Source organism: Streptomyces sp. NPDC045998 (assembly GCF_056430285.1).
In genome coordinates, this window is the sequence record NZ_JBWKLJ010000002.1 from 422,129 (window position 1) to 447,343 (window position 25,215).

22 protein-coding genes are annotated in these 25,215 nt (G+C 72.8%); 14 read left to right on the forward strand and 8 right to left on the reverse strand.

Features of this window, described 5'->3' with window-relative positions; genetic code table 11:
* Positions 1 to 184 precede the first annotated feature (184 nt).
* Positions 185 to 895 (forward strand): sugar transferase, encoded by a 711-nt coding sequence (locus tag AC07FJ_RS06885; protein WP_479046069.1) that lies wholly within the window; start codon positions 185 to 187, stop codon positions 893 to 895.
* An 81-nt stretch (positions 896 to 976) separates the two neighbouring features.
* Here the strand turns inward: AC07FJ_RS06885 and AC07FJ_RS06890 are convergent, their stop codons facing one another.
* The 3 genes from AC07FJ_RS06890 to AC07FJ_RS06900 all read right to left on the reverse strand — a co-directional run bounded on the left by AC07FJ_RS06890 (position 977) and on the right by AC07FJ_RS06900 (position 6,122).
* Positions 977 to 2,119, reverse strand: coding sequence for a hypothetical protein (locus AC07FJ_RS06890; RefSeq protein ID WP_479046071.1), 1,143 nt, complete (start codon positions 2,117 to 2,119; stop codon positions 977 to 979).
* Complete coding sequence (gene wecB / locus AC07FJ_RS06895) at positions 2,116 to 3,255, reverse strand: non-hydrolyzing UDP-N-acetylglucosamine 2-epimerase (RefSeq protein ID WP_479046073.1); 1,140 nt, start codon at positions 3,253 to 3,255, stop codon at positions 2,116 to 2,118. Before wecB ends, AC07FJ_RS06890 begins: the two co-directional genes overlap by 4 nt.
* A 212-nt stretch (positions 3,256 to 3,467) precedes the next feature.
* Positions 3,468 to 6,122, reverse strand: a complete 2,655-nt coding sequence (locus AC07FJ_RS06900; RefSeq protein WP_479046075.1) for an ATP-binding protein — start codon at positions 6,120 to 6,122, stop codon at positions 3,468 to 3,470.
* 193 nt (positions 6,123 to 6,315) lie between these two features.
* Here AC07FJ_RS06900 and AC07FJ_RS06905 point away from each other — a divergent pair, with 193 nt between their 5' ends.
* From AC07FJ_RS06905 to AC07FJ_RS06940, 8 genes are all read left to right on the forward strand, one after another.
* On the forward strand, positions 6,316 to 7,413 hold the full coding sequence (locus tag AC07FJ_RS06905; RefSeq protein ID WP_479046076.1) for a glycosyltransferase: 1,098 nt from the start codon (positions 6,316 to 6,318) through the stop codon (positions 7,411 to 7,413).
* Positions 7,410 to 8,273 (forward strand): YveK family protein, encoded by an 864-nt coding sequence (locus AC07FJ_RS06910; RefSeq protein ID WP_479046079.1) that lies wholly within the window; start codon positions 7,410 to 7,412, stop codon positions 8,271 to 8,273. Before AC07FJ_RS06905 ends, AC07FJ_RS06910 begins: the two co-directional genes overlap by 4 nt.
* A 56-nt stretch (positions 8,274 to 8,329) precedes the next feature.
* Positions 8,330 to 9,106, forward strand: coding sequence for a WecB/TagA/CpsF family glycosyltransferase (locus AC07FJ_RS06915; RefSeq protein ID WP_479046081.1), 777 nt, complete (start codon positions 8,330 to 8,332; stop codon positions 9,104 to 9,106).
* Entirely contained in the window at positions 9,103 to 10,560 is a 1,458-nt protein-coding gene (locus AC07FJ_RS06920; protein ID WP_479046083.1) for an oligosaccharide flippase family protein, read from the forward strand. The genes AC07FJ_RS06915 and AC07FJ_RS06920 overlap by 4 nt, the downstream gene beginning before the upstream one ends.
* 47 nt (positions 10,561 to 10,607) lie before the next feature.
* Positions 10,608 to 12,059, forward strand: a complete 1,452-nt coding sequence (locus AC07FJ_RS06925; protein WP_479046084.1) for an O-antigen ligase family protein — start codon at positions 10,608 to 10,610, stop codon at positions 12,057 to 12,059.
* 66 nt (positions 12,060 to 12,125) lie between these two features.
* On the forward strand, positions 12,126 to 13,166 hold the full coding sequence (locus AC07FJ_RS06930; RefSeq protein WP_479046086.1) for a glycoside hydrolase family 113: 1,041 nt from the start codon (positions 12,126 to 12,128) through the stop codon (positions 13,164 to 13,166).
* 173 nt (positions 13,167 to 13,339) lie between these two features.
* Positions 13,340 to 14,167: a polysaccharide deacetylase family protein gene (locus tag AC07FJ_RS06935; protein WP_479046087.1), complete on the forward strand. Its 828-nt coding sequence runs from the start codon at positions 13,340 to 13,342 to the stop codon at positions 14,165 to 14,167.
* Between the two features lie 23 nt (positions 14,168 to 14,190).
* Positions 14,191 to 15,192: a glycosyltransferase family 2 protein gene (locus AC07FJ_RS06940; protein ID WP_479046090.1), complete on the forward strand. Its 1,002-nt coding sequence runs from the start codon at positions 14,191 to 14,193 to the stop codon at positions 15,190 to 15,192.
* A gap of 22 nt (positions 15,193 to 15,214) precedes the next feature.
* On the opposite strand, the gene AC07FJ_RS06945 is transcribed toward AC07FJ_RS06940, so the two are convergent.
* The gene (locus AC07FJ_RS06945; RefSeq protein ID WP_479046092.1) at positions 15,215 to 15,946 is read right to left on the reverse strand and encodes a hypothetical protein; all 732 of its coding nucleotides are present in this window, start codon (positions 15,944 to 15,946) and stop codon (positions 15,215 to 15,217) included.
* Positions 15,947 to 16,089: 143 nt separating this feature from the next.
* On the opposite strand from AC07FJ_RS06945, the gene AC07FJ_RS06950 reads away from it, so the two are divergent.
* A complete protein-coding gene (locus AC07FJ_RS06950) occupies positions 16,090 to 17,031 on the forward strand; it encodes an NADP-dependent oxidoreductase (RefSeq protein WP_479046095.1) in 942 nt (313 codons plus the stop codon).
* Positions 17,032 to 17,056: 25 nt separating this feature from the next.
* On the forward strand, positions 17,057 to 17,584 hold the full coding sequence (locus AC07FJ_RS06955) for a DinB family protein (RefSeq protein ID WP_479046097.1): 528 nt from the start codon (positions 17,057 to 17,059) through the stop codon (positions 17,582 to 17,584).
* Positions 17,585 to 17,624: 40 nt separating this feature from the next.
* On the opposite strand, the gene AC07FJ_RS06960 is transcribed toward AC07FJ_RS06955, so the two are convergent.
* A complete protein-coding gene (locus tag AC07FJ_RS06960; protein ID WP_479046099.1) occupies positions 17,625 to 18,110 on the reverse strand; it encodes an AAA family ATPase in 486 nt (161 codons plus the stop codon).
* Between the two features lie 131 nt (positions 18,111 to 18,241).
* Between AC07FJ_RS06960 and AC07FJ_RS06965 the strand changes: the two genes are divergently transcribed.
* From AC07FJ_RS06965 to AC07FJ_RS06975, 3 genes are read left to right on the forward strand one after another with little or no spacing between them, the layout of a single operon-like run.
* Complete coding sequence (locus AC07FJ_RS06965; RefSeq protein WP_468283272.1) at positions 18,242 to 18,607, forward strand: hypothetical protein; 366 nt, start codon at positions 18,242 to 18,244, stop codon at positions 18,605 to 18,607.
* A 31-nt stretch (positions 18,608 to 18,638) separates the two neighbouring features.
* Positions 18,639 to 19,514 (forward strand): hypothetical protein, encoded by an 876-nt coding sequence (locus tag AC07FJ_RS06970; protein WP_479046101.1) that lies wholly within the window; start codon positions 18,639 to 18,641, stop codon positions 19,512 to 19,514.
* Entirely contained in the window at positions 19,511 to 20,149 is a 639-nt protein-coding gene (locus AC07FJ_RS06975; protein ID WP_479046103.1) for a class F sortase, read from the forward strand. The genes AC07FJ_RS06970 and AC07FJ_RS06975 overlap by 4 nt, the downstream gene beginning before the upstream one ends.
* A 70-nt stretch (positions 20,150 to 20,219) precedes the next feature.
* On the opposite strand, the gene AC07FJ_RS06980 is transcribed toward AC07FJ_RS06975, so the two are convergent.
* The 3 genes from AC07FJ_RS06980 to AC07FJ_RS06990 all read right to left on the reverse strand — a co-directional run bounded on the left by AC07FJ_RS06980 (position 20,220) and on the right by AC07FJ_RS06990 (position 25,156).
* On the reverse strand, positions 20,220 to 21,962 hold the full coding sequence (locus AC07FJ_RS06980; protein ID WP_479046106.1) for a transglycosylase domain-containing protein: 1,743 nt from the start codon (positions 21,960 to 21,962) through the stop codon (positions 20,220 to 20,222).
* A 103-nt stretch (positions 21,963 to 22,065) separates the two neighbouring features.
* Positions 22,066 to 23,727 (reverse strand): amidohydrolase, encoded by a 1,662-nt coding sequence (locus tag AC07FJ_RS06985; protein WP_479046108.1) that lies wholly within the window; start codon positions 23,725 to 23,727, stop codon positions 22,066 to 22,068.
* Positions 23,728 to 23,749: 22 nt separating this feature from the next.
* Positions 23,750 to 25,156 carry a purine-cytosine permease family protein gene (locus AC07FJ_RS06990; protein ID WP_479046110.1) on the reverse strand — a complete coding sequence of 469 codons (1,407 nt, stop codon included), beginning with the start codon at positions 25,154 to 25,156 and terminating at the stop codon, positions 23,750 to 23,752.
* Positions 25,157 to 25,215: the final 59 nt, after the last annotated feature.

A 25,215-nucleotide genomic window follows, 5' to 3' on the forward strand; every position in this document is an offset into this window, starting at 1 on the left:
GCTCCCGACAGGCACATCACCTCTCGCCGACCGGTCGCCGACATGCCGTTGCGCTCCCTGCGTTCCGGCGCTTCGGACTCCAGCCGTTCTCCGTGGGCGTCGCCGATGCATCTGGGTATCCCGTGGGGAGAGATGGGGTCCTGATGCCGATGAACCCGCCTCGGCGCCACCGCAGACTGCTTGCATGCCCCACGAACGTGACAGAACCAGCCTACGGGTCCACTCGGGGGCCGCCCCGACCACAGGTGCCGATGTCCTGCCACGTATCGAAGGCGGCCTTCTTGCGGCGAGCAGCCGTCAACTGCTTGAAAAGCGTGTTCTTGACATTGCTCTGGCCCTGTCGGCGCTGATCCTGCTGTGGCCGGTCTTTCTGGCGGCGGCGTGCGCCATCAAGCTGTCTTCCGCGGGGCCGGTCTTTTACCTGCAAGAGCGTGTCGGCCGCGACGGGCGGCCTTTCATCATGTTCAAGTTCCGGTCGATGTGTGTGGATGCGGAGTCTCAGCGGTCGGAGTATCTGAACCTGAACGAATGCGCTGGGCCCCTCTTCAAGATTCGTCGCGATCCGAGGGTCACCCCGGTGGGACGCGTTCTTCGCAAGTGGAGCATCGACGAGCTGCCACAGCTGCTGAACGTCCTCCACGGCGAGATGAGTCTGGTCGGGCCGCGACCCCCTCTTCCGGAGGAGTGCGAGCGTTACGGTCCGCTGGAGCGGCAGCGATTGCTCGTGAAGCCCGGTATCACCTGCGTCTGGCAAGTCAGCGGCCGTTCCGACGTCGAGTTCGACGAGCAAGTGCGGATGGATCTGCACTACATCGCCCACTGGAGCTTCGCGATGGACATCCGGCTCCTGGTCAGGACGGTACCGGCCGTGCTCGAGCACCGAGGCGCCTACTAGTGGCCACCTCCTCGTAGCCATGCGCTTGCGCCGGTTGGCCTTTGCCGGTCCGTCAGTCGGCCGCTCACACCAGTCTGCCGCTCACACCAACAGCTGCGAGGCCATGGCGAACAAATGAGCCTGGTCGGCGCTGCGCGAGTAACCGCGAGCGCGGGAGTGCAGGAGCAGCGCTTGGTGGGCGAACATCGCACACCAGACGTTGGCGATGTCCTGGTCACCCGAGAAGAGCACGCCTCCGTCCGGCCGTACGAAGCCGAGCAGCGCCCGCGTCAGCGCCTCCAGACGTCCGGCCCAGTGGTCCTCCCGCAGGTATCCGCGGCCGCGCAGCAGGAGGCCGATGCGCAGGGCCTGGGCAAGCACGTCGGAGCGTACGATCCCGCCTCCCGTGGTCTCCGCAAGGGCTCCGTCGGCCTTTTGGAGCTCCATCAGGCGGGTGTAGATCCTTTCGGCGGCTCCCAGGGCCCCGGCTTCCGGGGACGCCCCGATGAGCAGGCCCTCGATCGCGTAGAGGAGCGGGTGCAGTTCACGGCACGGCCAGGTTTCCTGGAGCACCGCCTTCCAGTGCTCACAGGTCCGGTGGCCGATGCGCCGGAGAGGTGTCCCGAGGACGTCCTCGGGGATCCCGAGCAGCGCGGCTGCCGCCTTCAGGTGGTGCGGACCCGGCTGTGTCGACCAGCGGGAGGGAAGGGTCGCGCCGGCGACCGCGTCATGGGATCGCAGGACGTCGGCTCCCGCGCAGATGCCGTCGATGATGCCGCAGAGGCCGGCGGCCGGCTTCCGCCACGCGCCGTGCCGGGCGACGTCGCCGAAGCCGGCGGCTCCCCGCGCCGCCATCGCCAGGTCGAACGTGAACACCGCGTCGTTCCGCCAGTCGGAGCGACCGGTCGACAGGTACAGCCGCGTCGGCGGCACTCCCTGTTCCGTCCAGGAGCGGCTGATCCAGTCCAACGCCCGCCGGCCGTTCCGGAGTGCCTCGGCTGCCCGCTCCGGAGAGCTCGCGGCGCCCGAGGCCAACCAGGCCATCGCGGTCAGGTAATAGCCGGTGATCTCGAGGTAGACGAACTCCGCTCGTCCCTCCCGGTCCAGCCATCCGGCGACCGCTCCGCGCTCGTCGCCGTCCTCGATCTGCACGCCGCTGCGCAGCAGCCAGCGTTCGATGTCCCGGGCGGCCCCCGCCGTCTCGGCGGACAACCGCGTACCGGCGATCGCGTACGCCGCCGTCATCGCGGGAACTCCGTTCCCACCGAGGGCGCGATCACGTCAGCGAGGGTCTTTACGATCCGCTCGCCGGCGAGGCCGTCCCCATAGGGGTCGTGGCGCGTGGCCATGCGCGCGTAGTGGGCGGGGTCGTCGAGCAGGGTGGCCACCGCCGTGACGATGTCCTTCGGGTCGGTTCCGACGAGGTTGGACGTCCCGGCCCTGAGGGGCTCCTCGCGTGCCGTGCGGCGGTTGACCACGAGGAGCGGTTTGCCCAGGGCGGGCGCTTCCTCCTGGATGCCGCCCGAATCCGTCACGATCGCGTACGAGTCGGCGAGCATGTGCATGAACGGTACGTAACTGCAGGGCGCCAGCACCTCGACGTTCTCCGGACGGTTCCCGTCCATGCTCTGCTGGAGCATCCGTTTGACCGGCGGAGACGGATGGCTCACCCACTGGAAGCGCACGTCCGGGTAGAGGCCCGCCAGCTCGCGGACAGCGCTGAACACGGATCTGATCCCGTCGGGAATGCTCTCGCGCCGGTGCGCCGTGATGACGATGCGGCGCTGCCCTCCGGGGGGCGCAGCCGTCTTGCGCGGACGTGAGAGGGCCCAGTGGAGCGCGTCGATCCCGGTGTTCCCCGTGAGGAACACCCGGTCCGGATCCACGCCTTCGCGTACGAGGTTCGCCGCGGCCATCTCGCTGGGAGCGAAGTGCAGATCGGCGATCGCGCCGAGGATCCGCCGGTGGCCCTCCTCGGGCCACGGGGCGCTGTTGTCATAGGTTCGCAGTCCGGCTTCGATGTGGGCCACGCGTGTGGAGGAGTGAAAGGCCGCGACACCGGCGGCCATGGTGGTCGTGGTGTCCCCCTGCACCATGACGACGTCCGGATGGACGCGGTCACAGATGTCGGCGGCCCACTGCCCCACTCTCCACGCCACCTCGGCGGGTCGCTGGTTCTTCCGCATCACCGCCAACTCGTGGTCGACGCTCATCCCGAAGGTCGTGAGGGCGTCGGACAACAGCTCCGCGTGCTGCCCGCTGGAGCACACGGTCGTCTCGAAGACCGAATCCAGATCGCGTAGTACCCGTACGGGCGAATACATCTTGATGACCTCGGGCCGTGTGCCCAGGAACGTGACCACGCGGATGCGCCTCGCCATGTGACACTCTCCTACGTCCGGCGCCGCCAAGGGATGCCGCGGACTTGTTCCGCCTTCCCCGCGCGCCCGAGGCGGTCCGGGCCTCCGGGCTCACGGTGGGACCAGTCTGCGGTGGCCCGGGAGCGGGTTCATCGGTCGCCGGAGCCGATTTCTTCACGGCGGGATACCCAGATTCGGCGGGTGGCCGCGACGGCACGGCGGGTGTTCGCCGCTCACCTCGACGCGTCGTCGTCGAGTGCGATGGCGGCCTGCTCGCGAGTGTGGACGCCGAGTTTCGCGAGCACGGCGGCCACGTGGTGTCCGGCGGTCTTGGGGGAGATGTAGAGCCGGGCGGCGATCTCCCGGTTGGTGAGTCCCTCGCACAGCAGGCGCTGGACCTCCCGCTCCCGCTCGGTCAGGCCGTACGGGTTGGCGGACGTGGAGGCGCGCTTGCCGTACGGGGAGCGCCGCACCCCGGCCGCCCGCAGGCGTTCCCGGGCGCGGTCCGCTGCGGGGCGGGCCCCCAGGGAGCGGAACGTCTCCAGCGCCTGCCGCATGGCGGGCACATCACCGTCGAGGCCGGCCAGCGCCGCGTCGTACGGGCAGCCGAGCCCGTCCCACACGCGCACCGCGTCGCGCCACCGCCCGGCCAGCTCCAGGGCGTACGGCTCCGCCACGCGCGTCTGCGGGGGGTCGCCGCCCGCCAGCCGGGACCAGCGCAGCATTCCGCCGACGAGCCAGGGGTCACTGTCCATGGTGACCGCCTTCAGGCCGTGCTCGGCCTCCGCCACGGCGAGGCCGTCGTCCCCTTCGAGCCAGGCCGCCTCGGCGCGGGCCGCCCACACCGGGCCCGCCAGGAAGAGGTCCCCCTCCTCGCCGTACGAAAGTGCCTCGTCCAGCAGCGGCCACACCCCCGGTTCACCCCGGCGCGCCCTGACCAGGGCCGACGTCACCAAGGGCAGCAGCCGGTGCAGCGGTTGCGGGTTCCGGCCCAGCACGTCGCCCGCCTTCTGGGCGGCCCGCGTCCAGTGGCCCCGGTGCAGCATGCCCAGACCGGCCGCTCCGAGGGCCAGCACGAGGAACGTCGGGAGTTCCCGTTCGCGGCAGTACGCGCAGGTGCGGACGGTGAGCCGGTCGAGGCGCGGCAGGTCGTGGTGGAGCGCCGCGGTCCAGCAGGCCACCGCCCCCATCTCGCAGGCGTCCTCCGCCATGCCGTCCTCGGCCATGGCCGCCTGCCAGGCGTCCTCGAACATCTCCCAGCCCTCCCCGCGGCAGGCCACGCGCACCAGGGCCTCGCAGAGGCGCGCGTGCGTCGTCAGAGCGGGCTCGTCCAGGCCCAGCCCCACTTCGGCGGCGCTGCCCGCGTAGTCGGCCGTCGTCGCGGGGTCGTAGCCGAGGCAGGCCAGCTGGGCGAGGTTGGCGTAGGCCCAGGCGAGTTCCCGGGTCGGGCCCTCCCCCTCCAGCACGCGAACGGCGTCCAGGCCCACCCGCCGGGCGTCCGTCGCGTGGACCGCGAGCCAGTGCAGGTGGGAGAGCCTGCGCAGGTCCTCCGCCTCGCGGCGCCGGTCGCCCTGCTCGTGGCGCAGCCGGACCGCTTCCCGCCAGGCGTCGATCGCCTCCGGCAGGCTCCCGGTCACGTAGTTCTCGTACGCCTGGGCTTCGAGCAGACCGACGCGCCGCGCGGGGGGCCCGGCGGCCGGGTTGCGCACGGCCCGCCCGTACAGTTCGGCGGCCTCCCGGTGGGCGCCGAGCGCCGCGGCGTACGCGGCCGCCCTCGGGGCGTACTCGGCCACGGCCGCCTCGTCACCGGCCTGCTCGGCGTGGAAGGCGAGTTGGGCGAGGTCGCCCGGGTCGACCGGCCGCGAGCGCAGGGCCGCCAGGGCGCGGCCGTGCAGCCTGGCGCGCCGGTAGACCGGGAGCGACTCCCAGACGGCCCGGCGTGCCAGCTCGTTGCGGAAGTACAGCACCGGACCGTCCGGGCGCAGCACTCCGGACGCCAGGCAGTCCTCGAGGGCCGGGGCCGCGTCCGGTGACACGGCGGCGATCAGCGGCTCGGTGGCACGGGGCCCGATGACGGCCACCGTCTCCACCACCTCCCGCGCCCGCCCGGGGAGCCGCGCCATGCGGCCCAGCACCGCTTCGCGGACCGTGGTGGGGACGCCGGAGGTGCGGGCCGCCAGGACCTCCGTGACGTAGAACGGGTTTCCGTGCGTGTTGCTGTACAGCTCGTGGGCGTCGACCGGGTCCCCGGCCGCGGCCGTCAGATCGGCGACCGCCCGGCGGCTCAGCGGCTCCAGCGTGCGGCGCCGCACCGCGGTGAACGCGGCGAGGTCGCCCAGGACCACCGCCAGGGGGTGGGCGGGTCCGATCTCGTCGTCGCGATAGGTGGCCAGCAGCAGGAGGGGGATCCGGTCGATCCGCCGGGCCAGGTAGCGCACCAGGTCCAGGGTGGCCTGATCGGCCCAGTTGAGGTCCTCGATCACCAGCAGGCTCGGCTGCCCCCCGGTCCGGCCGCCGAGCGCGGCGAGCACGCCGCCGAAGATCCCGCCCGGGTCGCTGCGCCGCCGCAACCCCGCCTCCAGGGCCTGGGACGCCGGCGGACCGAGCATTCCGGCGACGTCCATCAGGGGGCCGAGGGGGCGCGGCGCGGAGAGCGGGTCGCAGGCCCCGACCAGAACCCGGGCACGGCCCGCACCGCCCGTCTCCTCCGCGAAGCGCCGCACGACCGCGGTCTTGCCGATGCCGGCCTCACCGCGCACCAGCACCAGCTGTCCATGGCCGTGTGCGGCCCGCTCCAGGCAGTCCGCGAGGTCCCGCAGTACGGCGCCGCGTTCCAGCAGATCGGTCACGGCCGTCCCCAGCGTGGTGAGTCTCGGCAGCGTGTGCACCTCCAGTCTAGGAATCCTCGGGCGCGACCGCCGCACGCCGGAGCCACGGCCGGGCCCGGGTGCCACGGCCACCCCGGTCCGGCAGGGGCTCCGCGTGACGGCCCCGTCGCTCGCCGTATCTGGGTATCCCACGGCGAAAACCTCGGGTTCGGCGGCCGATGAACGCGCCACGGCGCCACCGCAGACTTCTTGCATGCGTCCCGAACGCCACACCTCGTCCGCGCATCCCGAGATCCACCTGTTCGAACCATCGGGATACGCCGGGGTCTTCCAGCACGCCTGCCGCCTCGGCCAGCTCCTCGGCCGGTCCGGTCGGCGCGTGGTGCTCCACACCGGGCACGAGCACGAGGAGGTGCGCCTCGAGGGCGTCGAGCTGTGCCCGTGCTCCTGGTGGCCACGCCACGGTCAGGCCGGCGCTCGCCGCTCCGGTGCCATCGCCGGCAGGTTCGTCAGCCGTACGCTGCCGCACCTGCACGCCGCGGTGCCACCCGGCGCGGTCCTGCACGTGCAGGGGATCGCCGCCGCCGGGGCACTGACCTTTCTCGCACTGGGCGTCGCGCGGTTCAGGGATCGCCTGGTGATCTACTCACCACACGACACGTTCTCGCGACGAGGCCGTGTGGACGGCGCGTTGCTGCGGCTCGCCCTTCGGGTCCCGCACGCGATCATCGTCTACTCCGACGCGGACGTCGACGTTCTGCGCCGCCGCGGTCTCACCGCGCACCGTTCTCCGCTCGTCCAGCTCGTGCCCGAGGCACCGGACGAGGAGCGGCGCAGGTGGCGCGAGACGTGGCGGGCCGGTACGGACGTGTCCGTGGTCCTCTTCGCGGGCTGCATCCGGCCCGAGAAGCGGCTCGACGTGCTCATCGAGGGCGCCCGCCACTGGCCCGCGAACCGGCGGTTGGCCGTCGTGGGCGAGGACCGTGGCGACTGGCCCCGGTGCGCGGAACTCGCGAGGGCCTACGGCGTCGACGTCGCCGCACGCGTGGAGTTCCTGGAGCTGGAGGAGTTCGCGGCGGCGATCGCGGCGGCCGATCTCGTCGTCCTGCCGTACGACAAGGCGAGCCAGAGCGGGGTGCTCGCGGTCGCCCGTCAACTGGGCACGCCGACCGCCGCGGCGAACGTGGGCGGCCTCGGAGAACTCGCCTCACAGACCTTCCGGGCAGGGGATCCGCACGATCTCAACCGTGCCATCGACGCGCAACTGGGCCGTCCGGTGGCACCCGATCCGTCCCTCGACGAGAACCTGGCGGTCGACGTGCACCTTCTCGCGTATGGGCAGCAGACATGACAAGGGACCCGAACCGACACGTCCCCGGGGCCGCCACGGCGACGGACGGCACGCGGCCCGCGCCGCACCGCAGGAACGGCGGTGCGGGTGCCGACGCGGCCCGCGGCGTCGTGCGGTGGTGGCCACTGGTGGTGCTCACCACGATCGCCGCCCTGGTGGCGAGCATGGTGGCCGTGGGCCCACGGGCCCCTTCCTACACCGCGACCACGAGGATGCCGGTGACGCCGCTCGCGCAATCGGACGAGACGTTCGTCGGAACCAGCCTCGTCCGGGACGCGGGCGATGCCACCCGTACCTCCGCCATGGTCGCGCAACTGGTGGACACCCACCGCGTCGCGGTCGAGACCGCCCGGTCCGTCGGAGGCCGTTGGACGCCCGGCTCGGTCCGCGCCGCCGTCGACGTCAAACCGGTCGGGGAAACGAACCTGATCGGGGTCACCGCCCGAGCGGCCGACCCGGGCGAGGCGGTCCGCCTGGCGCAGACGTTCGCCGAAACCGCTCTCGAGGACCGCTGGCAGACGATCTCCGCCGAACTGGAGCGCCGCATCGACTTCTCGGCCAGGAACACCGCCGACGACCCGAACACCGGGGAAGAGTCCCGGAGGCTGCAACTTCTCAGGTTCGTCCGCGATTCCGGTGTGGACCCCACCCTGGGGATCGAGTCGACCAGCCCCCCGGCGCGCGTCAAGGAGATGCCCGCGGCCGTGACGCACGGCATGGCGGCGGTCGGTGGGCTCTTCGTCGGCGTTCTCGCGGCCGTCGCGATCGAGCGGCTCAGGCGCCGCGCGCCGCGGAGCGACGACGTCGCGGCCGACGGACGCGAGCTCCCGGTGGCCCCACCGGAAATCCTGCGGAGGTGAGCCCCATGCTGCCGCCTGCTCCCGGATCGTCCCCGCCGCGGAGAATCCGCCGCCTCATGGGCATGCCCCTCCACGCGGTGACGCTGGACGAGGCCGTCGGTCAGGTCTTCGACAGCCTGGCGGACGGTCGGGGCGGACAGGTGCTGACGCCGAACATCGACATCCTGCGGCAGTACCGGCGCTCACCGAAGCTGCGGCGGACGCTCGAGCACACCGAGCTCGTCGTCACCGACGGAATGCCGCTGGTGGTCGCGCTGCGGATCCAGAAAACTCCGGTGCCCCAGCAGATCACGGGCACGGACATGCTCCGGGCACTGGCCGCCGGAGCGGCCGTGCGGGGGCGCTCCGTCCTGCTCGCGGGGGGCCGTCCCGGCGAGGCACAGCGGGCCGCCGACCGCCTCACCCGGGCGAACCCGGGGCTGCGCGCCGAAACCCGCCCCTGCTACGTCCGGCCCGAGACCATGGCCACGGAGCTGGCGGCCCTCTCGCGCACCCTGATCGCCGCGTCCCCGGACATCGTGTTCCTCGGCCTGCCCTTCGCGACCCAGACATCGGTCATGACCGCACTGCGCTCCGCCCTGCCGGGCACCTGGTTCGTGGGCGTGGGATCGAGCTTCGATTTCATCAACGGCGATCGCACCCGCCCCCCGGACCTCGTACAGCGGCTCTGCCTCGAATGGGCCTGGCGGCTCACCAGGCAGCCCTGGCTCTGGCGCCGCTACCTGGTGCAGGGGCTTCCCACCGCCGCCCACCTGGCCGTCGGCGCCCTGCGCGTACGGTGGCGGCGCGGCGGGTCATCGGCGACGTCGGCGCGCAGCCCGGCAGTCCCGTGAGCGTCCGCACCAAGACGGCCACGAGGCCGCGCGAGCTGACCGGGCGCGGCCTGATCGCCTCCGCTTCGTGGATGACCGGCAGCCACCTGGTCGCCCAGGCCTTCGCCTACGGATCGCTCATCTTCCTCGCACGACGCCTGCCGCCCGCGAGCTTCGGGACCGTGGCGGTCGGAACAGCCGTCGTCTACATCGCCACCCTGCTGGTGGAACGCGGCACCTACGGCGCCATCATGGTGCACCCGTCGCTCACCCGCGGCTATCTCGTACGCGCCTTCTGGTGCTGCTTCCTCATCGGCGCGGTGCTCGCCGCGGCGATGGCGGCGGTCGCGGGCCCCCTGGTCGGCACCTTCGCGGGCGGTGGCGACGCGGCCGCCGTCGCGCTGCTCGCGGTCTGCCTGCCCCTGCACGCGATCTCCGTCATCCCCACGGCGCTGCTGCACAAGTCGATGCGGTTCCGGCGGCTCGCCGGGGCGACGGCCGCCGCCAACATCGCGTCGGCGGCGGTCGCCGTGGCCGCGGTCCTGGCCGGCGCGGGCGTCTGGTCGCTGGTGATGCGCCAAGTGGTGCTCTTCGGTCTGCTGGCGGTGCTCACCTCCGCGCTGTGTCTGCCCGGTCTTCGCCATCACCCGGCGGCGCTGTACGCCTCCGGTGCCCGGGAACACGGGCGCACCGGCGATCGGTGGTTCTTCCTGTTCGGCGTCACCATGATGCTGGCCGCCAACATCGACTACCTGATCGTCGGCCTCTCCAGCGACGCGCATCTCGTCGGCCTCTACGCCCTGGCCTTCACCATCGCCATGGCGCCATCGACGCAGTTCTCCGAGCAGGTCGGAAAGGTGCTCTTCGCCGCCGCCGCCTCCAGCCCGGAAACCAGCGGGGAGCGGACGGTGCAGTCCGTCCGCCTGATGTCGGCGCTCCTGCTGCCGCTGCTGCCGGCCGGCATCCTGCTGGCCCCCGTGGTGCTGCCGGCAGTGCTGGGGCCCGAATGGGCGGGCATGGTGACGGCCTTCCAGGTGCTGTGGGTGGCAGGCATCGGTTACGCCATCGACAACTGCATCGGCGAGGCGCTCTCCGGGATCGGGCACATCGCCTTCCGCGCCAAAGTCATGGCCGTCCGCTGCGTCGCCACGGCCTTCGCCCTGTGGATCCTCGTGTCGGTCGACGGCATCCGCGGGGCCGCACTCGCGCACCTCGTGGTCTTCATCCCGTACGTGGCGGTGTACGCCACCGTCGGCGCGCGGCTCGCCGGGACCACACCCCGGGACCTCTGGCACGCCGTGCGCCCCATCGTGGCCGCGGTGGCGGGGCAGGTCGCGGTCACCTTCGCCGTGCTCGCGTCCCTCAGGGCATCGGGGGCGTCCGAGGGCGTCGCCGTCTGCGCCGCGGGCGCCGCCGGGCTGGCGGCCTCCGGGGCCGTGCTGCTGCGGCCCCTCGTCCGGAGGCGATCGCCGTGACCTGGGCGGCCGCCGGACGGAACCGGGCGTCATCACCGCCGCCGCTCGTGGCCCGACCGGACCGTCGCGCCCTGGGCACGGCGTGTGTCGCCGTGCTGTCGGCCTTCGCGTTCGGGATCCTCCTGCCCGGTGACCCGCTCGCGGCCGTCGCCGCGCTCGTGGTGATCCCGCTCGCGTTCGCGGCTCCGGCCGCCGCCCTCGCCACGCTCGTCGCCCTCACGGTGCTCGTGCCCTTCCAGGTACAGGACCGGTTCTCCGTCGTCGGCGGATCCGGCCGGCCCGGGCTGCTGCTCGTCGACGTCCTCCTCGTCCTCGGGCTGTGCCGGGTCGGCTGGCTGGTCCTGACCCGCCGGCAGCGGATCGACGCGCCGCTCCTCGCCGCGGTCGCCGTCGCCGTGGTACTCGCCGGGGCCCTGGCCTGGGGAATCGCCCACGGAGCCGCCGTGAGCGAGGCGGGCCATGAAGCCCGGCGTGTGCTGCTCGGCGTGGGTGCGTTCGTGCTGGCGTGGCCGGTGATCCGCGACAAGGCGGCCCGCCGACGTCTCCAGGACGCGCTGATCGCCATCGGGTTGGCTCTGGGCGCCTGGGGCCTGATCCAGTGGGGCTTCTCCATCAGCTACACGACCTCGGCCGATATCGGGGTACGCCGCGGTGTGGACCTCACGTCATCGGGCCGCGGCTCACTGCAGGGCGGGCTGTACACCTACCCGGTCGCCGTGACCCTGGCCTGGGCCGCGCTGGTGTCCGGCCGCGTACGGTCGGCCCCGACGCGGTGGCTGCTGGCGGCGATCGTGTGCCTGAACGCGCTCTGCGCCTGGCTGACGTACGAGCGGACCTTCTGGGTCGCCACGGCGGTGGCCTGCGCCGTCGTGCTGATGATGTCGGGTGCCCAGGCACGCCGGATCGCGGCGAGGTGGGCACCGCTCGGCGGCGTGTCGCTGCTGGTGTGCCTCTTCGTGCTCGCACCCGGCGAGGTCCGTACGGCCGTGGAACGCCTTGTCTCTGTCACCCGGCTCGAGGTCGACAGGTCCTACGAGTACCGGGTGATCGAATCGAAGATCGTCCTGGGGGAGATCAGCGGCCGGCCCCTGACCGGCTCGGGCTTCGGCGCCACCATCACCTGGGGCAAGGACGACACGTTCGACACCCTCACCACCCCCTTCGCCCACAACGGGTACCTCTGGCTGGCATGGAAGATCGGGATACCGGCGGCCGCCTTCCTCGTGCTGGTGATCGTGGCGGCGGTCGTACGGCGGGGCCCGCCCGCGGAGGAGTGGCGGCCGCACACCCTGCGGATCGGCAGCCGGGCGGCGCTGCTCGCCCTTCTCCTCATCAGCGTGACCTTCCCGGCCTTCGACGCCCTCGGCGTCACCGCGGTGATGGGGTTGCTCGTCGCCGTCTGCTTCTACCGCGGCGACAGGGCCACTCCGGGGGGATCGCCGTCGCCGCCCGGCACCGGCGCGTCCGCGCGGGCCCGGCCGCGCGCGCGGCGAGGGTGAGGAGGCGATGCCTTCATGCCGGCCATCAGGCGTTCTCCCGGCAAGGGCGTTGGCCCGCATGGTGCGTTGAGGCGCCACGCCCGGTGCCTCGCCGCCGCCGTGCTGAGCATCCTGCTCGTCGCCATGGCGACGTCCGCGTCCGCCGGTCCCCCAGGGCCCGGTCCGGCGCGGGAACGGCAGCACGGTTTCGCCCTGCCCGCGTACTCCCGCGACGGCTACGACGATGCGCGGGGACTCGATAACGATCTCCGCCACATCGCCGACGTCGGCGCGGGATGGGTCCAGATCGTACCCGTGTGGTACCAGGCCGGTCCGGACGCCGACGAGATCACCCGGGCGCCCGCAGGCGCGGCATGGCAGACACCCGACGACGCCGGAGTGCGCAAGGTGATCGCCCTGGCCCATCAGCGCGGACTGAAGGTCCTGCTCAAACCGCACGTCGATCTGCCGGGCGCCGAGAACCGGGGCCACATCCGGCCACCCATCCCCGAGGTGTGGTTCGCCTCCTACACCGCCTTCATCACCCACTACGCGGACCTCGCCGCGCGGGCCGGGGTGGAGCAGTTCGCCGTGGGGACCGAACTCAAGGGGGTCTCGGGGGACAGGGACAACTGGCTGGCGGTCATCCGGGCGGTGCGCGACCGCTATCCGGGGCAGTTGGTGTACGCGGCCAACTACGACGAATACGACCGGGTCGCGTTCTGGGACGCCGTGGACCTGATCGGCGTCGACGCCTACTGGCCCCTGAGCACGCGGCCCACCCGCGATGTCCGGGCGCTGACGCGCACCTGGAAACCCATCCGGGAGAAGCTGGCGGCGTTCGCGGCCGAACGCGGTCGCCGGATCCTGTTCACCGAAGCCGGCTATGCCAGCCAGAGCGGGTCCACCACCGCCCCGTACTCCTGGACGACCAGCAAGACGCCGGACGAGGCGGAGCAGGCGGCCGCCTACGAGGCGCTGCTCGCGAGCTTCCGCGGCCGGCCCTGGTGGGCCGGTGTCTTCTGGTGGGTCTGGGACGTGACGCCGCACGGCAGCCTGGACGACGCACTCGACTTCACGCCGCGCGGCAAGGACGCGGAGGAGGTGGTACGCCGCTGGTGGACGTGACCGCGCCGCGAGCGGCCGCGGCGGCCGCGCGACCGGCCTCCTGCGTCCCCCAACGGCCCTCGCGGAGCTTTCGACCCGGGTTTCGACATGAACGACAGGGCAGGCCGACGCCGCCCGCGCGCATCCGCCCCCGCAGCGGACCCGCCGCCGGCGCGCTGCCCGGGAGGTGCGTGATGGGACAGGACGCGACGAGCGCCGAGACCGGCGTGGTCGAGGCGGTGCGGAGAGCCCTGGGACCACGGGGCCGCCGAGCGGCGCGGTACGCCGTCGACGCGGTCGCCGGCCCTTGGCTCGGCTCGGTCCGGTGTGTGCGGACGAACCTCCCCTACGTCGCCGTGACGTTCGACGACGGACCCGACCGCACGTGGACCCCCCGGGTGCTCGACGTCCTCACCGGCACCGCGAGCCACGCCACGTTCTTCATGCTGCTGAACAACGCCCGCCCGCACCCCGAACTCGTCCGCCGGGTGGTCGCCGAGGGCCATGAGGTCGCCCTGCACGGACCCGATCACCAGAGCCTCGTCCACTTCTCACGCCGGGCGGTACGGGCGCGCCTCGCGTCGGCGGCAGCGGAACTCGCGGCGATCGCCGGAGCCCCGGTCGAGCTGTTCCGGCCCCCGTACGGAGCCCAGACGCTGCGGAGCCGTCTCGGCGTACGGGACGCCGGCCTCGACTGCGTCGTCTGGGACCTGGACAGCCTCGACTGGCGCGGCGGCGACGAGCACGAAGTCGCGGACGGCGTCACCGCCCAGGTCACCGAGGGCGCCATCGTCCTCGCGCACGACGGCCGCGCGGGCCTCGACGAGCCGGGCAGCGGCTCCACCCCTCCGCAACCTCCGTTCGACCGCGCCAGGATGACCGGACTCCTCATCGGCGGACTGGCGCAGCGCGGGCTGCGCGCCATCACCGTGTCGGACCTGCTCGCCCTCGGGGACGCGCACCGCACGGTCTGGATCTCCCATTACGCACCCCCCGGGGACACACCGGGGAGGCGGACATGAAGGCGGACATGAAGGCGGACAGGATGGCGGACACACAGGGACGAGGACGAGACACCGAGCTGGACGTCGTCATCGCGACCCGCGACCGCCCGGCCCACAAGCTGGCGGCCTGTCTCGACGCCCTCTGGCACCAGGGTTTCGCGCTTTTCGGCGTGATCCTGGTCGATGACGGCGGCCGGGACCCGGTGGCGCGCCACGTCGAGGCGTCCCACCCCACCCGCCCGGTCCGGGTCATCCGCAACGAGCGGTCCATGGGGCCCGCCGCGAGCCGCAACCGGGGCGTGGCCCTGTCGGACGCGCCCTACGTGCTGTTCATCGACGACGACTGCATCTCCCACCCGGAGCTGGTCGCCCGCCACCACGCCGCACTGAGCCGCGCCGCCGGACCCGTGGTGTCCCTCGGCCCGATCCTCTCCCCGCCCGGGCGGCGCCTGCCGCCCTGGACGCACTGGGACGCCGACCGTCTCGGACGGGAATACGCCCGGCTGAGCCGCGGCGAGACCACCCCGGCGTGGACCCACTGCTACACCGGCAACCTCGCGGTCCGCCGCGCGGACTTCCGCGCCATCGGCGGGTTCGACGAACGCCTGGCCCGACAGGAGGACGTCGAACTCGGCTTCCGGCTCTCCCGCCTGGGCTGCCGGTTCGCGTTCGACCCCGGCGCCCTCGTCTGGCACGACAGCGACCGCACCCTTCGGACCTGGACCCGCATCCCGGCCCGCAGCGCCCACTTCGACGTCCTCATCGACCAACTCGTCCCCGACTCCCAGCGCCTGTCGTCGGTGCGCGAGAGCCTGCACCACCGGCACTGGCTCCTGCGCCTCGCCCGCCGCCTCTGCCGGCCACCGGCGGCCCGCCGCTGCGCCGTCGCCGGTGCGATCGGAGCGGGATGCCTGCTGCACGCCCTCCACGCCGACCGCCTCTCGCTGGCGGCCTTCAGCCTGGTCTGGGACCTCGAATACACCCGCGCCCTGGCGGAGGCGACATCCGCCGAGGCGGAGCGCCGTCGGCGGCAGCCGGCGTAGTGGAGCCGGGGGCCCGCCCAGGTCAGACCGGAGCGCCCCACGCGGTCGTGAGGCCGTCCAGCCACGCCGGCGGCAGTTCGGCGGCGTCCCACTCCTCCCGCAGTTCCGACGGCGCCGTGGCGAGCCGTTCCAGCACGGCGATGCTGGTGGGGGAGTGGACGAGGGAGTAGCGGCCGTGGATGGCGATGGTGCTGCCGGGGCCGTACTGGGCGTACAGCTGTTCCAGGCGTACGCGGTGGACGGAGGCGAACTCGGCCAGCCGCCCCGCGTACCCGGCCCGCTCGCGGGAGTTCATGGTGCCGAGGACGGCCGTGAGCACCTGTTCGGAGACCTCGGGGTCGAGGTCGGAGACGTCGGTGAAGGAGAGGTAGAGAGGCATGACCGCCACCTTCGCCCGCTCCACCTGCATCTTCCTGACGGGAGGCCGGTCGTCCGGAGGGGAGGCGGACGGCCCCGGGGCGACGGCCTGCCGCAGCGCCCGGTCGGCGAGGTCGCCGAGTCCGTCGGTGACCGCCTGGGCGCCGTCGAGCCAGCCCGTCTCGTACAGCTCTCCCTTCCCGCCCGGAGCGCTCCGCCCGATCTCGCCGATGTTCCGGTACGCGACGGCGAGGGCTCCAGCCTCGACGAGCCCGATCAACTCCTCGGCATCGCCCGAGAAGACCCCCGCCCGGGCGAGCAGCTGGAGCAGCGTCTGCTTCGCGTTCAGTACGCTCGCGGCGTCCAACTGCTGCCGTCCTTCGTCGGCGGTGTCCATGAAGTCCTCCTCATCCTCCTCATCGCGTGAGTGGTGCGGCACTCCGCACCATCTTCTCAGCACCACCCCGGTCAGCCCCGACACCTGCTCAGGTGTTCCCGGAACGCCCGCCGTCCGCTGTTACCGATGCTTATGGTGTGATCATGAAAGCGATGGCACTGCAGCAGTACGGCGGCCCGGAGCGGCTCGCCCTCGTCGAGCTGCCCGAGCCCAAGGTGGCGCCCGGCGAAGTCCTGGTCCGGGTGAAGGCGGCGGGGGTCAATCCGGTCGACTGGAAGATCGCCGAGGGACTCCTCGACGGACTCATGGAGGCCCACTTCCCCATGATCCCCGGCTGGGACGTGGCGGGCGTCGTGGAGCGCGTGGGCCTGGACGCCGGGGAGTTCTCCGTCGGTGACGAGGTGTACGGGTACGTCCGCAAGGACGAGGTCCAGCACGGCGCGTACGCGCAACTGGTGTCCGCGAACGTCCGCATGCTCGCGCGCAAGCCGGCCGCGCTGAGCTGGGAGGAGGCCGCCGGGGTGCCACTCGCGGGCCTGACGGCGTACCAGTCGCTCAAGCGCGTCGGCGTACGCGAGGGCGACACGGTCCTCGTCCACGCTGCGGCCGGCGGGGTGGGGTCCCTCTGCACCCAGATCGCGGTGGCCCTGGGCGCCCGCGTCATCGGTACCGCCAGCCCCCGCAACCACGACTTCCTGCGCTCCCTCGGGGCCGAGCCGGTCGCCTACGGCGAAGGGCTCGCCGACCGGGTCAGGGAGCTCGCGCCCGAGGGCGTGGACGCGGCGCTCGATTTCGTCGGGGAGGGCGCGGTGGACGTCTCCCGGGAGCTGCTGAAGAGCCCCGAGCGCCTGGCGTCCATCGTGGACGCGGACGCCTTGGCGAAGGGCGGCCACTACGTGTGGGTACGCCCCGACAGCGACGGCCTCGCGGCCCTCGCCGCCTTCGCCGACGAAGGGCGCCTCACGGTCCACGTGGAGCGCGTCCTGCCGCTCGACCAGGCCGCGGAGGCGTGGAACCTCAGCCGCTCGGGCCGTACCCGCGGAAAGCTGGTGCTCAGCGTCGATGGAATGGAGGACTCGAACTGACCTATACGGTTCCTACGGTCAGTCCATGACCACTTCATCGCAGAGCCCCGCCTCCCCTCTCCCGGGCGAGCGCGGCAAGTTGCTGCGCGCCCTCGCCGAGCAGCGGGAGCTGCTGCTCATCACCGTCCGCGGCATCACCGACGCGCAGGCCGCGCGGCGCACGACCGTCAGTGAGCTCACGCTGGGCGGGATCGTCAAGCACATGGCCAGTGGCGAGCGGGTGTGGGCGCGGATCATGGCCAAGGGGGACGGGGAGGTCCCGGACGGCATGCTCGACACCGGGCAGTACCGCATGAGCGAGGAGGACACGCTCCCCGCGCTGCTGGAGACCTACGAGACCGCGTCGCGCACGCTCGAAGAAGCTGTGATCGCCCTGCCGGACCTGGACCGGAGCGTCCCCCTTCCCAGGACTCCCTGGTCCCCGCCGGAGACCGTCTACTGGTCGGCGCGGCGGATCCTGCTCCACCTGATCCGGGAGACGGCCCATCACTCCGGCCACGCCGACATCATCCGGGAAGCGTTGGACGGGGCCAGCACCACCGCTCAGCGGTAAGCGTTGTCACCGGCCCCGTGCGGCGGGGCCGGCCGCCGCCTCACGGCCGCACGGGGTGCAGCGACCGCACCTCGAAGCCGCCGTGGCCGTCGAACCGCACTTCCCGTACGTCGTCGAACCCGTCCGACCGCGACGGCCTGCGCAGCCGCTTGAGCGTGGCCAGGACGCCGACGTCCGGGACGCGGTCGCCGGCCTCGCGGGCGGCGTTGCGGCGGAGCGAGCCCGCCACGTCCGGTGGGAACCAGTACGCCGTCACCGTCGCCCCCTCGGCGTGGGCCAGCTCCACCAGCGGCTCCCACTCCTGCGGCGACGGATTGGTGTTGTCCACCGCCACCGGCCGCCCGGCGGCCAGGTGCTCCCGCACCAGCCGCATCTGCCGCGCCTGCTTGTGGCGGGCCTTCCGCGGCATCAGGTCCTTGCTCACGAGCGCGTACCGGTCCGACAGGCAGCGTGCGTAGAAGGTGGACTTCCCGGACGCCTGCAACCCGACCAGTACGGCGACGTCCTTGCCCGTCGGCGATCCCATACGACCACGATGGCACGCCCGGGCCCGCCGTGAACATGACGCCCGCGCACTGCGTACTACCGGCTACCTGCGCCCTGCCAGGTGCGGCGACACGTCTCTGCCTCGACGACAGGCTCGACGACAGGAGCGATATGACCGATCGCAGTGAACCGATGATGCAAGGGCTCCCGGGCGGCGGCGCCGAGCTCTCCGTGGTGCTCAGCCTCGGCTGGGACGACGTGGCGGCCCTCGGCCGCGAGGCCAGCCGGCTGGCCGAGCAGCGCGGCGGGCCCGTCACCCTCGACGAGGCCGCCAGCCACCGCCTGCGCACCTGGTCCTCGGTGGCGAACGGACCCGACGAGCGGCACAGGGCCGCACCGCCCCCGCCCCTCCCCGACACCGCGGCAGCCGACCGGGCCCGGCCGCAGGTGACCCGGCTGAGCGAGACGGCGCAGGTCGCCACGCTCCCGCCGCACACCCCCACCCCCCAGCACGCCCAGGTCCGCCGCACCGGCTGACGGACGACACCCGAAAGGTAACGAACGCATCGTGATAGCCCAGCGCACCGGCCGTCGTACGACCCGCCGTACCGCACGTCTCACCACGCTCATCGCCCTGCCCGCCGCCCTCGCGCTCGCGGCGGCCGCCTCGCCCTCCGCCACGGCCGACGACCACGGCGGCGGACGGACCGGCGGTCAGGCCGGCGGTCAGACCGCCGAAGGGTCGGCGTTCCAGATCGACCTGGACCCGCTGAACGACTCCGGCGCGAACGGCACGGTGATGCTCAGCCTCGACGGCACCCGGCTGACCGTGAAGATCGAGTCCGAGGGGCTCACACCGGGACAGCCCCACGCGCAGCACATCCACGGCTCCACCGACGGCCACGACTTCCGCTGCCCGGACGCGAGCGCCGACAAGGACGGCGACGGGATCGTCACCACCAGCGAGGGCGTGCCCATCTACGGCGACATCAACATCTCCCTCACCACGGAGGGCGACACCACACCCGACAGCGGGCTCGCCGTCGACCGCATGCCGGTCGCCGACAAGGACGGCAAGCTGTCCTACGAACGGACCATCGACGTCTCCCAGGACGTCGCCGACCACATCAAGGACCTGCACGTCGTCCAGCACGGCATCGACCCGAACGGCAACGAGGAGTACGACTTCGGCGTCGGCAAGAGCGACCTCGACCCCAAGCTCCCGCAGGAGGCCACCGCTCCCGCCACCTGCGGCCTGGTGGAAGGCGCGGCCGTCGGCTCCATCCCGGTCGGCGGCGTCGAGACCGGCGGCGGCACCGCCGCGACGGCGCAGACCAGCGCCGCACTGCTCGGCGCCGGAGCCGCGGGCGTGGCGGCGGTGGCCGGCGCGTTCGTACGGGTCCGGGGGCGCGCACGCGCCGGGTACGGCAGGAGCGCCGCGTGAGGGGCCGCGCCGCGGCGGCGGGCGTCATGACGGCGGGCCTCCTGCTCGCCGGGTGCGGGGGCGGGGAGCAGGCACCGCAGTCGGCCTCCGTACAGCAGCCCCCGCAGCAGCAGCCGGGACAGCAACCGCCGGGACAGCAGCAGCCGGGACAGCAGGCACAGCAGCAGCCCGCGGCGAACGGGAAGCCCACCCCCCGGAGCCTGTCCATCCCCTCCATCGGCGTCACCTCCACCCTGGAGCGGCTCGGGCAGAACAAGGACGGGGCCATGGAGACCCCCAAGGACCCCGCCAAGGCGGGGTGGTACGTCCCCGGCCCCACCCCCGGTGACAAGGGCCCGGCCGTGATCGCGGGCCACGTCACCTGGAACGGCGCGCCCTCCGTCTTCCACCGGCTCACCTCGCTCAAGGCCGGTGACCCCATCGAGGTCGAGCGCGAGGACGGCAAGAAGGCCACGTTCGAGGTCGAGCGCGTCGCGCAGTACCCGAAGAACCGCTTCCCCACGGTCGAGGTCTACAAGAACATCGACCACGCGGGCCTGCGCCTGATCACCTGCGGCGGCCAGTACGACGAGTCGCAGCGCTACTACTCCGACAACGTGGTGGTCTTCGCCCGGCTCAGCGGAACCGGCAGCTGACCCGCACCGCGTACGCGAAGAGGCCGGCGCCCGGGAGCGGACGCCGGCCTCTTCGCCGTACCCTCGCCGCCTACTGGATCGTGGTCGTGTACGACGACCACACCTCCAGGGGCAGTTCCTCACCACCCGTCAGCGGCAGCAGACCGTCCTTGCCGGGCTCCGCGCGGAACACGGTCACGGCGGTCGACATCTCCTCCGTCGCGCCCACGAACCAGGCGGCGGGCAGCCGGTCCCCGGCGTCGGTGCGGCCCGCGGCGACCGGGCCGACCGTGCGCAGGGTACCGGGGTCCAGCGCGTTCACGGCCACGTCCCGCATCTCCTCCACGACCTCCTCCGCCACGCCCCCGTCCAGCACCTGCCGCCCGCCCGGCCGCCCCAGGCCGTCCAGGGGATCGCCCTGGTAGGTGATCGCGGTGACGGCGTACAGGTCGGCGTGCCGGCCGCCGTTGGCGAAGGTGGCGTACGCGTCCGCCATCCGCACGGCACTGGGGGTCGACGTGCCGGAGGTGAAGGACCGGTCCAAGGGGGCCATGCTCTGCGGCAGCAGCCCCGCGCCGACCGCCACGTCCCGCGCGGTACCCGGTTCCACGTCCCGCGGGTCCACGTCCTCCACGCCGTCCGGGCCGCCGCCGTCGCGCACCGCGGCCGCCAGGACGAACGGCCGGAACGCGGACCCCACCGGCACGCCCGAGGTGTCGGCGTTGTTGGCGAAGTGCTCGGTCGCGTCGGGCCCGCCGTACACGGCCAGTACGGCCCCGTCGTCCGGGCGTACGGACGCGGCGCCGACCTGGAGGCCCCGGACGCCCCCGCCGGCTCCGGCCGACCGGGCGGTGACGTCCTCCACGGTCCGTTCGAGCTGCTCCACCAGGGCCCGGTCGAAGGTCGTACGGATGCGGTAGCCGCCGCGGCCCAGGTCCTCGGCGGTCAGTCCGGTCCGCCGCTCGATGTACTTGTTCGCCACGTCCACCAGGTAACCGGTCTGGCCGGACAGGCTGGTGGGCAGGGACGCCGACCGCGGGCGCGGCTCGGGGAAGACGGTGTACCTCGCCCGTTCCTCCTTCGACATGAACCCCAGCTCCACCTGCCGGTCCAGCACGTACCGCCAGCGTGCCTCCGCACGCCGGTGGTGGGCCTCGCTCAGGGAGGGGTCGTACAGATCCCCGCCCTTGAGCAGCGCGGCCAGCAGGGCCCCGCGGGCCGGATCGAGCTCCTTGGCGTCGACGCCGTAGTACGCCACCGACGCCGCCTGCACCCCGTAGGCGTTGCGCCCGAACCAGCTGGTGTTGAAGTAGCCCTGGAGGATGTCCTGCTTCGACAGGTTCCTGGACAGCTTCACCGCCAGGCACAGCTCCCGCAGCTTGCGGTCCAGGGTCTGCTCCTGCGTCAGGTACGTGTTCTTCACGTACTGCTGCGTGATGGTGGAGCCGCCCTGGATCTCCTCCCCCTGCGCCATGTTGGACACCGCCCGGGCGAGGCCGCGGACCGAGAAGCCGGGGTCGGTGTAGAAGCCGGCGTTCTCGGTCGCGATCACGGCGTTCTGGAGGGAGACCGGGATGTCGGACAGGGGCACGTTCTGCCGGTTGACCGCCCCGACGCTGACCATCTGGGTGCCGTCCGCCCAGTAGTAGACGGTGGCCTCCGTGCGGGCCGAGGCGTTCACGTCCACGATCCGCACCGTGGAGTAGACGTAACCGACCAGCGCGGCCAGCGCGCCGCAGCAGAGCAGCGCCAGGCCCAGCACCTGGCGCCAGGACGGCAGGAACCGCCGCAGCCCGCTGCGGCCCCGGCGCGGGTAGTCGACGCGGAGCCGCACCCTCGCCCTCACCCCCGCCCGATGGATGCGAGGAATCACGGATGATCGCCCCCTTTTCGTACGGTCGCTTCGTCCCGTACTACGCGGGGTGCCGGTGGGGCGTTCAGGCGGCGGTGTGCCGCGCGTGCACCACCTCCCCGCCGACCACGACCGTCTCCGCCACGGTCCCGGGGATGTCCGCGGGGTCGCAGCGCAGGATGTCACGCGAGAGCACGACGAAGTCGGCGAGCTTGCCCACGGTCAGCGAACCGAGGTCGTCCTCCAGGAAGTTGGCGTACGCGGAGCCCATCGTGTAGCCGTGCACGGCGGTCTCGACGTCCACCGTCTCCTGCGGCATCCACGGCTCGCCGCCACCGCCGAGCGGGCGGCGGGTGACCGCCGTGTACAGGCCCACCATGGGGTCCATCTCGGCGACGTTCCAGTCGCTGGAGAAGGCCAGGACCGCGCCGGCGTCCCGCAGGCTGCGCATCGGCCACGCCTTGTGCCAGCGGCCGGCCCCGACGTTCTCCGCCCAGTCCTGCCCCGGGCCGGCGATCTCCGGCGCGCAGTGGCGCGGCTGCATGCACGCCACCACGCCGAGCTCCGCGAAGCGCGGCACGTCCGCCGGGTCCAGGCACTCCACGTGCACCACCTGGTGGCGGGCGTCGCGCGGGCCGTTGACGGCGCGGGCGTGCGCGACCGCGTCGAGGACCGTGCGGATGCCCCGGTCGCCGGTGGCGTGCACGAAGCACTGGAAGCCGCGCGCGTCGAGCCGGGCCAGCAGCTCCGCGAACTCCTCCGGCGGGTAGAACGTGTCGCCGCGGTGCTGCCCGCAGCCCGCGTACGGTTCCAGGAGGGCGGCGGTGCGCGGCTCGACGACGTCGTCGATGTACAGCTTCAGCGGTCCCACGCGCAGCCGGTCGTCGTCGTAGCGGCGGGCCGCCGCGGCGAACGCGTCCAGGTCGGCGTCGCCCGTGCCGCGCGGGTGGAACAGGGCGGCGACGAGACGGCTGCGCAACCGCCCCTCGGCGCGGGCGCGCTCGAAGAGGGCGAGGTCGTCGAGGGAGTTCTGCGGCTCGACGACGGTGGTGATGCCGAACCGGACCGCGTCGTCGAGGCTCTTCGCGAGGCGCCCGTACTGCCGGTCGGGCGAGGCCCACGGCACGCCCAGCTCGCGCAGCGCCCGGTGGCCGTCCCGGGACAGGCCCTTGATGGCGAAGTTCCTGATGAAGCCGGTCGGTTCGCCGGTGAGGGGATCGGTCTCGGCGTCACCGAAGGGCAGGTCCGTACGCCGGCTGTCGATGCCCAGCCGGCGCAGGGCCGCCGTGTTGAGCCAGGCGGTGTGGACGTCGTAACTGAGGACGAAGGCGGGGCGGTCGCCGGTGACCGGATCGAGGTCGCGGGCATGTGGCATGCGGCCGCCCGGGATGGCCGAGTAGTCGAACGCCTCCGCCTCGATCCACTCGGCGTCCGGGTGGGCCTCGGCCCAGGCGCGTATGCGCGCGTGGATCCCGTCGAGCGTGGAGACGCCCGCCAGCTGGACGCAGGCGTCGTCGGAGCCCAGGCGTACGTGGTTGTGCGCGTCGATGAAGCCGGGCAGGACCAGCCGTCCGGCGGCGTCGATCACGCGGGTGCCGGGGCCGGTCCACGCGGCGGCGTCCGCGTCGGCGCCGAGCCAGACGATCCGCCCGTCGCGTACGGCGAGGGCCTCGGCGTGCGGCAGGCGCGGGTCGACGGTGTGGACGCGGGCGCCGCGCAGGACCAGGTCGGCGGGGGTGGGTGACATGCGGTGGTGCTCCTGAAAGGTCTTAGACGGCAGAAGTGGGGGTGGGAGTGGGGGTGCGGCGGCTCAGCGCCCAGTAGGTGAGGCCCGCGACGACCGAGCCCAGCAGGGTCAGGTCGGCGCCGCCGAGGGGCGCGACCAGCGGGCCGGTCCACAGCTCCGAGTCGCAGGTGAGCAGCGCGAAGACGAGCCCGGTGAGCAGCGCCGCCATGCCGGCCGGGCTGAAGCCCGCGCGGTACCAGTAGGCGCCGGCGCGGCCGGCGTGCAGGGCGTGGGCGTCGTACCGGCAGCGGCGCAGCAGCATGTCGGCGAGGAACACGCCGCTCCACGGCGCGAACACGATGATCAGCAGCGACAGGAAGGAGAGGAGGGAGGAGGTGAAGTCGGTGAGGAAGAGCGCGGCGAGCGAGCCGGCGGCCGTGACGGCCGCGCTGATGACGATGGTCCTGGCACGGCTCCACGGGATGCCCAGGACCTGGAGGTTGAGGCTGGAGGAGTAGAGCGTGATGATCGAGTTGGTGACCGAGCCGCCGAGCACCAGGACGAGGAAGAGCGGCTGGAACCAGCCGGGCAGCAGGGACTCCGCACCCGCCACCGCGTCCGTCATGTCCGTCTGCGTCGCGGCGGCCACCCCGCCGACGCCGAGCGCCACGGAGGACAGGAACCCGCCGAGCGCCCCGCTCCAGGTGATGGCGCGCAGCGAGGTCTCCTTGGGGAGGTAGCGCGTGTAGTCGGCGGGCATGGGGAGGTACGAGAACGGGCTGGAGAGCGCGACGACCAGCGCCCAGCTCCACGCGGACGCGGCGGCGACGCCCGCGGCGGCGGGGGCGCCGAAGTCGGCCTGCGGGACGGTGAAGACGAGGAACGCGCCGAAGCCCGCGGCGAGGACGTAGGCGAGCCACTGCTCGGCCACCTGCACCGTGGCGTGGCCCCACATGGCCACCACGAAGGTGAGCGCGAGGGTGACCAGGAGCGCGAGGGCGCGTCCGCCGTCGCCGGGCGAGGCCCAGCCGAGGTCGGTGAGGAAGGCTTCGAGGGCGAGGGTGCCGACCACCGTGTTGACGACGGTGTAGCCGATGCTGACCACCCAGTTGAGGACTCCGGCGGGCAGGTTGCCGCGGTGGCCGAAGGCGGCGCGCGAGATGACCAGCGTCGCGGTGCCGGTGCGGATGCCGCTCAGGCCCGCGGCGCTGACGACGAAGAAGGCGAGGCCGCCGATGACGACGACGGCCGCCGCCTGCCAGAAGGAGAGCCCGAACGCGACGGCGAGGGCGCCGTTGATGACGTACGTGAAGGTGAGGTTGGAGCCGAACCAGAGCCAGAAGAGGTCCTTGGGACTGCCGTGGCGGTCCTCGTCGGGGATGGTGTCGATGCCGTGGGTCTCGACCCGGAAGACCTCGTCGCTCTCCACACCGGTGCCGTGCACAACCATCCGGACCCCTCTCCTGTACTTTGAATGCCGTTCTAGAAGTTAGAACGGCATTCAAGATG